Raw genomic sequence first — 13,863 nt, 5'->3', positions numbered from 1 at the left:
CGAGGACGCGCCATGACCCAGCCGAGCTTTGCAACCCACGAGGTCTTCAACCAGTCGCCGCCCTTTGAAGAGGTCGACCTGTTCGCTCTCGACCGGCCGCTGGTCGAGGCCGTGAAGGCCAATGGCGGCGCGGCGGCGGAACGGGAGCTGTCCGAATTCGGCAGGCAATGGGGCTCGGCAGCGATGGCCGAGCGCGGGCGCGTGGCCAACGAAAATACGCCAAAGCTCCGGACCTTTGACTCCAAGGGCAACCGTCGCGATCAGGTCGAATTTCATCCGGCCTATCACGAACTGATGGCGCACAGCGCCCGTGCCGGCATGCACAACTCGACCTGGACCGCCGACGGCAACCCCGCGGGCGATGCCGCCGAGGTTATTCGCGCGGCCAAATTCTACATCGCCTCGCAAGTCGAGACCGGCCATCTCTGCCCGATCACCATGACGCGCGCCTCTGTCGCAGCGCTGGCGATGCAGCCGGATCTGCTCGGGCGTGTGATGCCGGTGCTGTCGACGAAGAGCTACGACCCCAACTTTGCGCCGTGGTGGGACAAGCGCGGCATGACGCTCGGCATGGGCATGACCGAGAAGCAGGGCGGCACGGACGTGCGCGCCAACATGACGCGGGCGGTGCGCGATGGGGATGCCTATCGCATCACCGGACACAAATGGTTCATGTCGGCGCCGATGTGCGATGCGTTTCTGGTGCTGGCGCAGGCCGACCAGGGGCTGACCTGCTTCTTCATGCCGCGCTTCGCGCCCGATGGATCGGTCAACGCGATCCAGTTCCAGCGGCTGAAGGACAAGCTCGGCAATCGCTCCAATGCCTCATCAGAGGTCGAGTTCGTCGGCGCCTACGCCGAACGGGTCGGCGAGGAAGGCAAGGGCATCCGCACCATCATCCAGATGGTGCAGTTCACGCGGCAGGATTGCGCGATTGCCTCCAGCGGCCTGATGCGCTCGGGGCTCGCGCACGCGCTGCATCACGCCCGTCACCGCAGCGTGTTCCAGAAACACCTTGCCGATCAGCCCTTGATGCAGGCGGTGCTGTCGGACATGGCGCTGCACGTGGAGGCGAGCGTCGCGCTGGTGATGCGGCTCTGCCGCGCCTTCGACCGCACCCCGCACGATCCGGCTGAAGCGGCGTATATGCGGCTGCTGACGCCTGCGATCAAATACTGGACCTGCAAAAGCGCGCCGGCGTTCCTCTACGAGGCAATGGAATGCCTCGGCGGCAACGGCTATGTCGAGGACGGCATTTTAGCGCGCCACTACCGGGAGTCGCCGGTGAACGCGATCTGGGAAGGCTCCGGCAACGTCATGTGCCTCGACGTGCTCCGTGCGCTGGCGCGGGAGACGGATGCGGCGATGGCGGTGCTGCAAGGACTTGCGGCGGAGACGAAGGGCTTGTCCGGAGCAGGCGAGGCGATCTCTTTCATCGGCAAGACCTTCCGTCGCGCGGACGGCGAGCGCGTCGCGCGGCTTGCGGTCGAGAAGCTGGCCCTGCTTGCCGCAGCCGCCGCGCTCAACGGTGTGTCGCCCCGCCATGCCGAGCTGTTCGCCGTCACGCGGCTCGCGGCCAACCACGCCAGCATGTATGGCGCGGTGGAGCTGGAGAGCGGTGAGGTGCGTGCACTGCTGGAGCGGGCGCTGCCTTGAACGCGACCGACCTTCTCCTCACCGTCATGCCCGGGCCTGTCCCGGGCATCCACGCCTCTCTACACGTGCCGGTGCACGTGGATGGTCGGGACAAGCCCGGCCATGACGAGGAGGCGAAGGCAGCGCACCTAACGAAGGCCTTTTGATGGACTCTCTCAATCCCGACCATCCGCCGCTCATCGAAGCGCCTACGGACGCGCCGCGCGTCTGGATGTTTGTGGGCACGGCGCTGTGGGGCCTGCTCATCTTCGTTGCGATGTTCGTCGGTCAGGTCGGAGCGATCCTCCTTTTGGTAGCGCTTCGCGGCCTTCCGATCGACATGGCCTCGATCCAGCTCGTCGGCAGGGAGCCGCAGGCGCTCGCGCTGTCGGTGATCATGGGCCTGCCCGCGACGCTTGTCGCGGTGTGGCTTGCCATTCGCATCAAGAAGGCCTCTTTCGTCGACTATCTCGCGCTGCATTGGCCGTCCTGGACGCAAATCCTGTTCGGCGCCATCGGTCTCATTTTGCTCGTGGTGGCCTGGGAGACGATGTCGCGGAGCCTGGGCCGCGAGGCGACGCCGGGCTTCATGACTGATCTGCTGAAATCGGGCCGCGACAAAGGCGCCGCGATGTTGCTGCTGTTCGCCTTCAGCGTGGCGGCGCCGATGTCCGAAGAGGTGCTGGCGCGTGGCTTCCTCTATCGGGGCTGGTCGGAAAGCTTCCTGCGCGTGCCCGGCGCGATCCTCCTGTCGTCGCTGGTCTGGACGGTCGTGCATCTGCAATACGACATCTACTTCCTCGCCGAGGTCTTCACCATCGGCGTCTGGTTCGGCTACATGCGCTACCGCAGCAACTCGCTCTGGCTCACGATCGTGCTGCATGCGCTGAACAATATGACGGCGGTGGTGCTGACGATGTGGCTGGGGAGTTGATGTGTCCGCGGACCCGTCTCAAGCCACCAATGCGATCGCGATCGGCATCGTGACGGCCGCCAAGATCGTTTGCAGCGTGATGATCTGAGCCAGCAGAGGCGCGTCGCCGCCCATCTGGCGGGCCAGCACATAGGCGCTGGTCGAGGTCGGCACCGCGGCGCAGATCGCGACGATGGCGAGGCTGTCGCCGGACAATCCAAACCAGGCGGCGAGCACCAGCGCGAGCACGGGCATCAGCACCAGCTTGAACACCACGCCGATGGCGGCGCCCACGCTTGGACGGAGCAGGCCTTCGAGATGCAGGCCGGCGCCGGTGACGAGCAGGCCGATGGCGAGGGAGGAGCGGCCGAGTGCATCTGCCACCTCATGCCAGATCCTTGGCAGCGTGAGGTGGATGACGTTGATGACGAGACCGATCGCGCAGGCCCAGATCAGGGGATTGCGGACAACCGTTATGACGACGGTGCGCGCGGATTGCTTCTCCGGCGCAGCGTAATGCGCGAGCACCGCGACGCTGAGCACGTTGACCAGCGGAATGATCGCCACCATCGCGACGGAGGCGAGCGCCAGCCCGACATCGCCGAACATGTTGGCGGAGACGGACAGCCCGACATAGGTCTGCCAGCGGATCACGCCCTGGAAGATCGAGGAGAAGGCGGGGCCGTCGATGTCGAGCTGCGCGAGGGCCGGTCGGAGTGCGAGGCACAGCAGCGACATCGCGAGCGCCGAGAGCAGCAGCGCGCCGCCGACGCCGGCGACCGGCACCTTGGAGAGGTCCGCCTTCACCAGGGTCTGGATCAGCAGCATCGGAAACAGCACGAAATAGGTCAGCCGCTCCAACCCGTGCCATTGCGTGTCCAGCCGCATCAAGGTGCGCTTCAGCACGACGCCGAGCACGATGAGGATGAAGACCGGGAGAAGCGCCGCGATCACGACGGCCATGGATCAGCTTTTCTCGGACGCAGCGCGAAGGTTCGCCAGCCGGTCCAGCGCGCCCTGCAGGATGAAGATCGCGGCGTGCTCGTCGATCACCTCGGCGCGCTTGGCGCGACTGACGTCCATGCCGATCAATTCGCGTTCGACCGCAGCCGTCGACAGTCGTTCATCCCACAACCCGATCGGCAGCGCGGTCAGCGCGGCAAGGTTGCGAGCGAAGGCGCGGGTCGATTGCGCGCGCGGGCCCTCGCTGCCGTCCATGTTGATGGGCAGGCCGAGCACGAAGCCGACCGCCTTGCGCTCAGTGGCAATCGCGAGCAGGCGGGCGGCGTCGTGCTTGAAGGCCTTGCGCTGGATGGTCTCGACGCCGGTCGCGAGCCGGCGGTCCGGATTGGACACGGCGACGCCAATGGTCTTCGTGCCGAGGTCGAGGCCGACCAACCCACCGCGTTCGGGCCAGTGGGTTGCAGCATCGATCAGGGGCAGGATAAGAGCCGGCATGGCACCAGCGCTTAGCATGCGTCGCGCTGCGGAGTGAACCCTGGACAATGGATGCATTGACACTATTCGGCCTGTTTGCCGTGACCGCGATGCTGGTCTGCTATGCCCTGGAGGACCGCAGCCCCTGGTTCGTGCTGCTGTTCTCCGGATCCTGTGCGCTTGGCTCGGCCTACGGTTTTCTGCAAGGTGCCTGGCCGTTCGGCCTGGTCGAGGCGATCTGGGCCCTCGTTGCGCTGCGGCGATGGCATCTCAAGCCGCGATGACGTCGTCGTCTTTCTTCAGGCAGGAGATGAAACCGCTGAGCGCGCTGTATTGATGCCCGGCGCGGCGCTGGATGAACAGCGTTTCGACGCGGGCATGGGCCGGGCTCAGCGCGTGGATCGACACGTTGCCGATCATCGCGCTGCGTTCGACGACGGCACTCGGCAACAGCGTCACGCCCATGTCGGCGGCGACGCAGCCGATCATGCCGTCGAGCGTGCCGAGCTCGAAGCGTGCCGACGAAGGCCAGCCGAACTCGACGAAAATCTGCTCGAGCCGCTGGCGATAGGTGCAGCCGGTGCGGAACACCAGCGCGGTTGGACCGGATTCCGGCGTGCCGGCGCGCAGCTCGGCAAGCGAGGCCCAGCGCCGCGCGCTGACCAGCACCAGCTCCTCGCGGAACGCGCTTGTCGCGATGAGATCGGCATGCGCGATCGGACCGGCGACGAAAGCGCCGTCGAGCGTGCCGTCGAGCACCGCGGCAACGAGATCGGCGGTCGGCGCGGTGCGCAGGCTCAGCCGCACGGCGGGAAAGCGGCGGTGGAAATCGGCGAGCAGCGGCGGCAGCCGCACCGCGGCCGTGGTCTCCATCGAGCCGATCGCCAATGGTCCTTTCGGCTCGCCATCGTCACGCGCGGCGAGCACGGCTTCGCACGACAATGCTGTCATCCGCTGTGCGTAAGGCAAAAGCCTTTTGCCGGCGCCGGTCAGGGTCATGCCGCGGCTATGACGCTCGAACAGCGGCGTGCCGATCTCCGCTTCGAGCGCCTTCACGCGCTGGGTGACGTTCGATTGCACCGTGTTGAGCTCTTCAGCGGCGCGGGTGATGCCGCCGGTGCGGGCGACCGCGGCAAAGGTCTGGATGTCGCTGAGTTCCATGGTTTCGTTTCGCTTTTGAGATGGCAGCGTTCGTTAGAATTCAATTTCCGAGAATGCTATTCCGGCCTAATGTTGCTGTCCACAGGGGAGGAGCCATGCTGATCACCACGCCGCTGACCCAGCTCCTAGGGATCAAGCATCCGATCCTGCTGGCTCCGATGGATACGATCGCGGGCAGCCGGTTGACCCGTGCCGTCAGCGAGGCCGGCGGCTTCGGGATCCTGGGTGGTGGCTACGGCGATCAGACTCGGCTCGAGGCCGAGACCAGGCAGCTCGGCGGCTTCGTCCCATTCGGTATCGGCTTCATCACCTGGAGCCTGGCGAAGCAGCCAAAACTTCTCGACATCGCGCTGGACGCCGATCCGCAAGCGATCATGTTGTCGTTCGGCGATCCCGCGCCGTTTGCACCCCGCATCAAAGAGCGAGGCGTGCGGTTGATCTGCCAAGTGCAGAGCGAGGACATGGCGAAGCAGGCGTTGGACGCCGGTGCGGACATCCTGATCGCGCAGGGCACCGAGGCCGGCGGCCACGGCGCATCGCGCACCACCGTCGACATCGTCCCGGCGATTGTCGATCTCGCGGCAGGGCACGTGCCCGTCGTCGCGGCCGGCGGGATTGCCGATGGTCGCGGCCTGGCGGCGATGATGATGCTGGGCGCATCCGGGGTGCTGATCGGGACACGTTTCTATGCAAGTGTCGAGGCAAGCGGCGCGGAAGAAGCGAAGCAGCGTATTCGCGCGGCAAACAGCAACGACACGGTGCGGGGCGTGATCGTCGATTGGTCGCGAAGCCTGTTCTGGCCGGCGCCGTTCACCGCGCGCACGCTGGTCAACGACCACATCAGGCGGTGGACCGGCCGCGAGATCGAGCTCATGCAACGCGCAGACGAAATTTCCGTTGAGTATGCCGCGGCGAGAGCCGCCGGCAATTTCGAGGTCGCGGCGGTCTTTGCCGGCGAGGCCGTCGGCCAGATCCATGATATCCCACCCGCTGCCGAGATCGTCGAACGGATCGCGACCGAAGCCGAGCAGCTGCTCGCCGGCCGGCGCAATTCGGCAGGTGTCTACCCTTCTCCCCTTGCAAGGGGAGAGGGATTTCATCGAGCCAACTAGAGAGACACCACCATGTGGCCCGACCGTCGACTGATCGATCTCTTCAAGACCGAATTCCCGATCGTGCTGGCGCCGATGGCCGGCGTGATGGATGCGGATCTCGTGGTTGCGGCCGCGCAAGGCGGGGCGCTTGGATCGCTGCCCTGCGCGATGCTGTCGGCGGAGAAGATCCGCGAGCAGGTCAACATCATTCGCCATCGCGTGACGGCGCCCGTCAATTTGAACTTCTTTTGTCACACACCCGTCGAGCTCACGGCGGAGGCGGAGGCGCGCTGGAAGCAACGCCTCGCTGGCTATTACAGCGAGCACGGCCTCGATCCGGCGGCGCCGGTCAACGCAGCCAACCGGGCACCGTTCGATGCGGCGATGTGCGCGGTCGTGGAGGAATTGAAGCCGGAGGTCGTCAGCTTCCATTTCGGCCTGCCGGAGCATGCCTTGCTCGACCGCGTCAAGGCGGCCGGCTGTCTCGTGATTTCCTCGGCGACCACCGTGAGGGAAGCTGTATGGCTCGATCAGCGCGGCGTCGATGCGGTGATCGCGCAAGGCGCCGAGGCTGGAGGCCATCGCGGCATGTTCCTGACCGAAAACATCGCTGAGCAGCCCGGTACGTTCGCGCTGGTGCCGCAGATCGTCGACGCCGTGAAAGTGCCGGTTATCGCGGCCGGCGGCATCGGGGACGGGCGCGGCATTGCCGCGGCTTTCACGCTGGGCGCGTCCGGCGTGCAGATCGGCAGCGCTTACCTGCGATGTCCGGAGTCCAAGGTGAGCGCGGCGGGGCGCGCCGCGCTTGCCGCGGGACGCGATGATTCCACCGTCATGACCAACGTCATGACCGGGCGGCCGGCGCGCGGCGTCCAGAACCGGCTAATGCGCGAAGCCGGCCCGATCTCACCGGATGCGCCGCCATTTCCCCACGCCGCAACGGCGCTGGCGCCACTGAAGGCGGCGGCAGAGAAGCAGGGCAGGGTCGATTTCACCAATCTCTGGGCGGGGCAGGCGATCGCCATGGGCAGGGAGCTCCCCGCGGCCGAATTGACCCGGGATCTCGCGAAATCGGCCCTGGCGCGCCTGCGCCAGATGGCAGGCTAGTCCCCAGCGCCGGTTGCAGCGCAAAAGGGGCCTCTGCTATACGGCGGATAGGTTTTGCCGTTAGAGGCCTTATATTATGTCCGTCGACGCTGCTACCGTCCGCCGCATCGCGCATCTCGCGCGTATTGCGGTTTCCGACGACGAGGTTCCGCATCTGCAGGGCGAGCTCAATGCGATGCTCGCCTTTGTCGAGCAGCTCTCGGAGGTCAATGTCGAGGGCGTTGAGCCCATGACTTCGGTCACCCCGATGCAGATGAAGAAGCGCCAAGACGTGGTCAATGACGGCGAAATCGCCGACGATATCGTTGCCAACGCGCCCGCGACCGAAGGCCACTTCTTCCTGGTGCCGAAAGTCGTCGAGTAACTTACATAGCGTTTTCGAGCGAAGTGGATACCGGTTCGCGTAAAGAAAACGCGTCAAATAAAAGACTCTTAGGACCTTGTCCGATGTGCCTGCTATGCGACGATGAGAAGGCCTACCAGGCCTATATGAACTATCTCGACAAGATGGAGCGGCAGGGCAAGGCTGCCGATCCCAATGTGGCCGTCAATGCCGTGCTCGACGAGATCGAGGCGGCGGCGAAAGCTTCGCCCAAGAAAGACGACCCGGCCAACGACAAGACCCTGTCTCCGTTCTTCTGTAGCCCGATCAATAAATGACCGAATTGACATCACTGACGCTCGCCGAGGCCCGCAAGGGTCTCGCGGCCAAGATTTTCACGTCGCTCGAGCTGACCGACGCGCATCTTTCCGCGATCGAAGCCGCCCGCGTGCTCAACGCCTTCATCATGGAGACGCCGGACCAGGCGCGCGCCATGGCGCGCGAGGCGGACGCCAAGATCGGGAAGGGCGATGCCGGTCCGCTCGCCGGCATACCGCTGGGCATCAAGGACCTCTTTGCGACCAAGGGTGTGCGCACCACCGCGTGCTCGAAAATCCTAGGCAATTTCGTGCCGACCTACGAGTCGACCGTGACCTCGCAGCTCTGGCGCGACGGTGCCGTGATGCTCGGCAAGCTCAACAATGACGAGTTCGCGATGGGCTCGTCGAACGAGACCTCCTGCTTCGGCCCGGTCGGCAATCCCTGGCGGCGCGACGGCTCCAACACGACGCTGGTGCCGGGCGGCTCGTCCGGCGGCTCGGCGTCCGCCGTGGCCGCGTTGCTCTGCATGGGCGCGACTGCGACCGACACCGGCGGCTCGATCCGCCAGCCGGCCGCGTTCACCGCGACCGTCGGCATCAAGCCGACCTATGGCCGCTGCTCGCGCTGGGGCATCGTCGCCTTTGCTTCCTCGCTCGACCAGGCCGGCCCGATTGCTCGCAGCGTGCGCGATGCCGCCATGCTGCTGCGCTCGATGGCCGGTCATGACCCGAAGGATACGACCTCGGTCGATATGCCCGTGCCGGACTACGAGACGGCGGTCGGCAGGTCCGTGAAGGGCATGAAGATCGGCATTCCCAAGGAATATCGCCTCGACGGCATGCCGGCCGAAATCGAAAAGCTCTGGAAGGACGGCGCCGACTGGCTGAAGGCCGCCGGCGCCGAGCTCGTCGAGGTATCGCTCCCGCACACGAAGTACGCGCTGCCGGCCTATTATATCGTGGCGCCGGCGGAGGCCTCGTCGAACCTCGCCCGCTATGACGGTGTCCGCTACGGCCTGCGCGAGCAGGGCAGGAACATCACCGAGCTGTACGAAAACACCCGCGCCGAAGGTTTTGGCGCGGAGGTCCGCCGCCGCGTCATGATCGGCACCTACGTGCTCTCCGCCGGCTATTACGACGCCTATTATCTGCGCGCGCAAAAAGTGCGCACGTTGATCAAGAAGGATTTTGAGGATTGCTTCGCCAAGGGCGTCAACGCGATCCTCACCCCCGCGACGCCGTCGGCCGCCTTCGGCATCGGCGAGAAGGGTGGCGCCGGCCCCGTCGAGATGTATCTGAATGACATCTTCACGGTGACCGTGAACATGGCGGGCCTGCCCGGCATTGGCGTGCCCGCGGGCAAAGACGCGCAGGGTCTGCCGCTCGGCCTGCAACTGATCGGCCGTCCGTTCGACGAGGAGACGCTGTTCTCGCTCGGCGAGGTGATCGAGCAGGCCGCCGGCCGCTTCACGCCCGCGAGGTGGTGGTGACGGTGGCGGCGTTCATCGCCAGCCTCGACGGCGCTTCGCCGGCGCCGGATCTCAGCGCGCCGCTCGCCGGCCTGTGGTGGGCCGCCAAGGGCGACTGGGACCAGGCGCACAAGATCGTTCAGGACGACAGCAGCCGCGACGCCGCCTGGGTGCACGCCTATCTGCACCGTGTCGAGGGCGACCTCGGCAACGCCGGCTACTGGTATCGCCAGGCCGGCCAGCCCACGGCAAAGGATTCATTGCAGGCGGAGTGGGAGCGGATCGCTGCCACGCTGCTCGGGAGCAAGACATGAGCACGGCCACGCATAAGCTTCTTAAAGGAGCCACCGGCGACTGGGAGATAGTCATCGGCATGGAGATCCATGCTCAGGTGACGTCGAACTCAAAGCTGTTCTCGGGCGCCTCCACCGCGTTCGGCGGCGAACCGAACAGCCATGTCTCGCTGGTCGATGCCGCGATGCCGGGCATGCTGCCCGTCATCAACGAGGAATGCGTCAGGCAGGCTGTCAGGACCGGATTAGGCCTCAATGCGCAGATCAACCTGCGCTCGGTGTTCGACCGCAAGAACTATTTCTATGCGGATTCGCCGCAGGGCTACCAGATCAGCCAGTACAAGTCGCCGGTGGTGGGCGAGGGTGAGGTGCTGGTCGAGCTCGACGGCGGCCGCAGCGTCACCGTCGGCATCGAGCGGCTGCATCTGGAGCAGGACGCCGGCAAATTGCTGCACGATCAGTCGCCGACCATGTCTTATGTCGATCTCAACCGCTGCGGCGTGGCGCTGATGGAGATCGTGTCAAAACCCCATATCCGCGACGCCGAGCAGGCCAAGGCTTATGTGACCAAGCTGCGCTCGATCCTGCGCTATCTCGGCACCTGCGACGGCGACATGGAGAAAGGGAGCTTGCGCGCCGACGTCAACGTCTCCGTGCGCAAGCCGGGAGGGCCGCTCGGCACCCGCTGCGAGATCAAGAACATGAACTCGATCAACTTCATCGGCCAGGCGATCGAGTACGAGGCGCGGCGCCAGATTGAAATCATCGAGGATGGCGGCGTCATCGACCAGGAAACGCGGCTCTACGACCCCAACAAGGGCGAGACGCGTTCGATGCGGTCCAAGGAAGAGGCGCACGACTACCGCTACTTCCCCGATCCCGATCTGTTGCCGCTGGAATTCTCGCAGAGCTTCGTCGATGCGCTGAAAGTTGAGCTGCCCGAGCTGCCGGACCAGAAGAAGACGCGTTTCGTCGCCGATTTCGGTCTGTCGAGCTACGACGCGAGCGTGCTTGTCGCCGAGCGCGAGAGCGCGGTGTTCTACGAGACCGTGCTGGACAAGCTCGGCAACCGCGCCCGCGACGGCAAGATGGCAGCAAACTGGGTGATCAACGAGCTGTTCGGCCGTCTCAACAAGGAAGGCCGGGATATTACGGGCTCTCCGGTCAGCGCGCAGCAGCTTGCTGCGATCATCGATCTGATCGGCGAGGGCACGATCTCCGGCAAGATCGCGAAGGATCTGTTCGAGATCGTCTGGCAGGAGGGCGGCGATCCCCGCGCGCTCGTCGAAAGCCGTGGCATGAAGCAGGTCACCGACCTCTCGGCGATCGAGAAGGTGGTCGACGACATCATCGCGGCCAATCCCGACAAGGCCGCGCAGGTCAAGGACAAGCCACAGTCGCTCGGCTGGTTCGTCGGCCAGGTGATGAAGTCATCCGGCGGCAAGGCCAACCCGCAAGCAGTCAACGACCTGCTCAAGTCCAAGCTCGGCATCTGACGTCGCGCGTCGAGCGAGGTGACGGACGACCTCCGTCACCTCGCTTCAGTTCGAGATGCGACGCTCGCGCGCGTCATCGGCGGCAAACATCATCCCGCTCAAACCCGCGAAGCGCCTCCGAATCGCCGTGATGCGATTCGCGCAAAAAGGTGACTTGGACGCGCTCCGGCGAGCGCTCGCGCCGTTAAGCATGAAAATATTTTCGTTGCCAAAATCCGCGACTCAGAGTCCGCGAAACGCCTCTACGACGCGATCGAGCGAACAGCGACACGCATCACAGCATCGATCATGCGCAATGCGCGAGCGCAGAAAAATACTTGCTGCATAGAGTTTTCCTGCAATCGCTGCTCTCGCCGACGTCGATGCGACGGCGCTCTTTGCGATTGCAAGCGCGCCTCTCTTCGCACACCCGCATCGAGCGCGCGAGGCGCGTGCGCTTTGCGCCGTCAACACTTCCTTAAGCGAGACGCTGTTTTTTTCGTTGTGTTGGTGTATTCGGGATGAAGTGCATCTCGATCCCCGAGTGCACGCAGCGATTACAGCCATCTCACACATCGGAGGGCAACATGGCCAAGAAAGCGAAGAAGGCGAAGAAGGCGAAGAGCGCAGTGAAGAAGACTGCGAAGAAGACCCGCAAGGTCGCGAAGAAGAAGAAGTAACTTCGCTTCTGAAGTTGCCGGCTCCTAGAGAGCCGGCACGTCATCAGCGCCTCTCAAAAGGTTCTGGTCGACGATAGAGGGTGTCGGCGAGACATCAGGTCAACGGTCGGATCGTTTTCTTTCGCGGGTTCGCTCGCCGAAGTCCGGTCCGGCAGAAGAAACAAGTTTTCTTCGTTCGGTGCGGGTCTCCTTCACAGGGCTCCGCAATTTCACAGGCGGCCTTCGGGCCAAAGTGAAATCTGGTCCTGACGTGTTCGCCGACGCCCTCGTTCTCTTGAGGCCGGGGTATTGCCGGCATTCCTTTTCCGACATTGTTGATCTGACCGTGACGTGGCAGCGCTGCCTTGGGGCAGGCGAGAGCTGCGGCTTTTTCATTGCGCGGCGTCCGTGCGTCGTTTTCCCATTCGCGGTGTCATCGCCCGGCTCCGACCGGGCGATCCAGTACGCCGCGGCTTCTCGATGGATGACTGCCGTCTCTGGAATACTGGGTCACCCGCCTTCGCGGGTGAAGATAAGGCGTGGCGGAGTGTACGCGACAGCGCCCGCCACCGCGCGCGATGGTTATCGTTGTCCAAAAATCGCAGGGTAAACCGAATCTGACGAATCGCAGAAGTGGCCGTCAATTGCGGACTTCTTGCATTCCGTTCGCGCGCGTCGGGCTTCCGCGTTTACGGTCCCTTCATCGCGATGCTTAAACTGCCATTCAAATTTGCCCGCCATCATCGCCTCCAACAAGCCGGCAAACGGCATGGGGATGAGTTGAACAGCGCATGATCCCGGAAAAGTGGCTTCCGGTTTTCCGGGAAGGATCATGCCAAATCAGAGTTGGACGGGAGCCGCGCTCGGGCGAACAAGCCGGCAGAAGAAAAAGGGGATGCGTTATGTTTCAGGGTACATTCGATCTGGAGACGGCGACGCCGATCGACGCGGGCGCGCTGTCGGACGTGCTGTTCGAGCGCGGGATCTATTGGGCGAGCGGCCGTTCCGGCCTCGTCGATCTCGTCGCCGCACACAAATGGTTCAACCTTGCCGCGCTGAAGGGCCGCAAGGACGCCGTCACGTTGCGCCAGGAAGTCGCCGGACAGATGTCGGACGCCGAGATATCGGCCGCGCAGCGCGAGGCGAGGGCGTGGGTTTCCACGCACTGAGCCGAGAATCGCGCCGAGCCCGGTTGCGCTGAATCAAGACCATGCGTCGTGCCGCCGCCTAGACCTGCGCGGCATGAGCGACCCCGACAAGAATGGCCAATGGCTCCCGATTCAGATCGCGCCCGATGAATGCGATCTGGAACTCGGGCGGCCGCAAAAGACCGGCATTGTGCCCTGGACCTTTCCATGCCGGCGCAAGTCCGGCCTGTGGTTCCAAGTCCGCCATATGGTTCAATGTCTGGACCGGCGAGCCGGTGCCGATTTCGCCCTCGCATTGGCGAGTCTGGCGCTCCTGCCGCTAGATGCGGACACACCATATAAGGAGAACGCGAATCAGGCTGCACCGCGGATGCTGCCGCGAGGCTTGCGTGGCCGGCCGATGGCGGCTTTCAGGTGAAAGAACGCGCCGACCTCAATTCTGCCGCTTGCGGCTCGCCGCCGTGTCGGGCATACCCGGCATATTGGAGACGTGGCCGAGTGGCTGAAGGCGGCGGTTTGCTAAACCGTTATAGGCTTGTAAAGGCCTATCGAGGGTTCGAATCCCTCCGTCTCCGCCAGCCGAGCTGCCGGCCCCGATCTCAATATCCCCTGCTATCCATATAGAGTCTCCGCTGTTAGCGTTTCCGCCGCGGACCTTGCCTGCTGTTTGGCGGATGGCGTGCCTGTCGCTACGTCGAGAGGCTTTTGCGCGTCCTCTTGAGTCCCTGTCCGATTCTACGATTCGAGCGCGCCTGAACCGCAACAAGGCCTCAGCTCGCTTGCGTCGCCCTAGGTGGGGAAATTTGGCGGCAAATGGAACCTTCTCAAAA

At 64.4% G+C, this 13,863-nt stretch carries 15 protein-coding genes and 1 tRNA gene; 13 read left to right on the top strand and 3 right to left on the bottom strand.

Annotated elements, in window-relative coordinates:
- The first annotated feature begins 12 nt into the window (after positions 1-12).
- Positions 13-1,656, top strand: a complete 1,644-nt coding sequence (locus IVB18_RS28955) for an acyl-CoA dehydrogenase family protein (RefSeq protein WP_247983803.1) — start codon at positions 13-15, stop codon at positions 1,654-1,656.
- Positions 1,657-1,801: 145 nt separating this feature from the next.
- The gene (locus IVB18_RS28950; protein WP_247983802.1) at positions 1,802-2,569 is read left to right on the top strand and encodes a type II CAAX endopeptidase family protein; all 768 of its coding nucleotides are present in this window, start codon (positions 1,802-1,804) and stop codon (positions 2,567-2,569) included.
- Between the two features lie 18 nt (positions 2,570-2,587).
- Here the strand turns inward: IVB18_RS28950 and IVB18_RS28945 are convergent, their stop codons facing one another.
- Together IVB18_RS28945 and ruvX are read right to left on the bottom strand one after the other, a co-directional pair.
- Positions 2,588-3,511, bottom strand: coding sequence for an AEC family transporter (locus IVB18_RS28945; RefSeq protein WP_247983801.1), 924 nt, complete (start codon positions 3,509-3,511; stop codon positions 2,588-2,590).
- A gap of 3 nt (positions 3,512-3,514) precedes the next feature.
- Positions 3,515-4,006, bottom strand: coding sequence for a Holliday junction resolvase RuvX (ruvX, locus tag IVB18_RS28940; RefSeq protein ID WP_247983800.1), 492 nt, complete (start codon positions 4,004-4,006; stop codon positions 3,515-3,517).
- Positions 4,007-4,053: 47 nt separating this feature from the next.
- Here ruvX and IVB18_RS28935 point away from each other — a divergent pair, with 47 nt between their 5' ends.
- Entirely contained in the window at positions 4,054-4,269 is a 216-nt protein-coding gene (locus IVB18_RS28935) for a hypothetical protein (protein WP_247983799.1), read from the top strand.
- Here the strand turns inward: IVB18_RS28935 and IVB18_RS28930 are convergent.
- Entirely contained in the window at positions 4,256-5,146 is an 891-nt protein-coding gene (locus tag IVB18_RS28930) for a LysR family transcriptional regulator (protein ID WP_247983798.1), read from the bottom strand. The two genes, IVB18_RS28935 and IVB18_RS28930, sit on opposite strands and share 14 nt — an antisense overlap.
- 53 nt (positions 5,147-5,199) lie before the next feature.
- Between IVB18_RS28930 and IVB18_RS28925 the strand changes: the two genes are divergently transcribed.
- The 10 genes from IVB18_RS28925 to IVB18_RS28880 all read left to right on the top strand — a co-directional run bounded on the left by IVB18_RS28925 (position 5,200) and on the right by IVB18_RS28880 (position 13,611).
- Positions 5,200-6,258 carry a nitronate monooxygenase gene (locus IVB18_RS28925; RefSeq protein ID WP_256476403.1) on the top strand — a complete coding sequence of 353 codons (1,059 nt, stop codon included), beginning with the start codon at positions 5,200-5,202 and terminating at the stop codon, positions 6,256-6,258.
- A 12-nt stretch (positions 6,259-6,270) separates the two neighbouring features.
- A complete protein-coding gene (locus tag IVB18_RS28920) occupies positions 6,271-7,347 on the top strand; it encodes a nitronate monooxygenase family protein (RefSeq protein ID WP_247983796.1) in 1,077 nt (358 codons plus the stop codon).
- Between the two features lie 76 nt (positions 7,348-7,423).
- Positions 7,424-7,711, top strand: a complete 288-nt coding sequence (gatC, locus tag IVB18_RS28915; RefSeq protein ID WP_247983795.1) for an Asp-tRNA(Asn)/Glu-tRNA(Gln) amidotransferase subunit GatC — start codon at positions 7,424-7,426, stop codon at positions 7,709-7,711.
- Positions 7,712-7,794: 83 nt separating this feature from the next.
- A complete protein-coding gene (locus tag IVB18_RS28910; RefSeq protein ID WP_247983794.1) occupies positions 7,795-8,007 on the top strand; it encodes a hypothetical protein in 213 nt (70 codons plus the stop codon).
- Positions 8,004-9,479 (top strand): Asp-tRNA(Asn)/Glu-tRNA(Gln) amidotransferase subunit GatA, encoded by a 1,476-nt coding sequence (gene gatA, locus IVB18_RS28905; RefSeq protein ID WP_247983793.1) that lies wholly within the window; start codon positions 8,004-8,006, stop codon positions 9,477-9,479. The genes IVB18_RS28910 and gatA overlap by 4 nt, the downstream gene beginning before the upstream one ends.
- A complete protein-coding gene (locus tag IVB18_RS28900; protein ID WP_247983792.1) occupies positions 9,470-9,772 on the top strand; it encodes a hypothetical protein in 303 nt (100 codons plus the stop codon). The genes gatA and IVB18_RS28900 overlap by 10 nt, the downstream gene beginning before the upstream one ends.
- Entirely contained in the window at positions 9,769-11,247 is a 1,479-nt protein-coding gene (gene gatB / locus IVB18_RS28895) for an Asp-tRNA(Asn)/Glu-tRNA(Gln) amidotransferase subunit GatB (protein WP_247983791.1), read from the top strand. The genes IVB18_RS28900 and gatB overlap by 4 nt, the downstream gene beginning before the upstream one ends.
- Before the next feature lie 1,540 nt (positions 11,248-12,787).
- Positions 12,788-13,054 (top strand): hypothetical protein, encoded by a 267-nt coding sequence (locus IVB18_RS28890; protein ID WP_247983790.1) that lies wholly within the window; start codon positions 12,788-12,790, stop codon positions 13,052-13,054.
- 73 nt (positions 13,055-13,127) lie between these two features.
- A complete protein-coding gene (locus tag IVB18_RS28885; protein WP_247983789.1) occupies positions 13,128-13,451 on the top strand; it encodes a hypothetical protein in 324 nt (107 codons plus the stop codon).
- Positions 13,452-13,517: 66 nt separating this feature from the next.
- Positions 13,518-13,611: transfer RNA gene (locus IVB18_RS28880), tRNA-Ser, on the top strand.
- The last annotated feature ends 252 nt before the right edge of the window (positions 13,612-13,863 follow it).

The sequence above is a fragment of the Bradyrhizobium sp. 186 genome, from assembly GCF_023101685.1.
Classification (GTDB): domain Bacteria; phylum Pseudomonadota; class Alphaproteobacteria; order Rhizobiales; family Xanthobacteraceae; genus Bradyrhizobium.
Note: the sequence above shows the minus strand (reverse complement) of the source record. Positions and strands in the feature narration are given on the sequence as shown.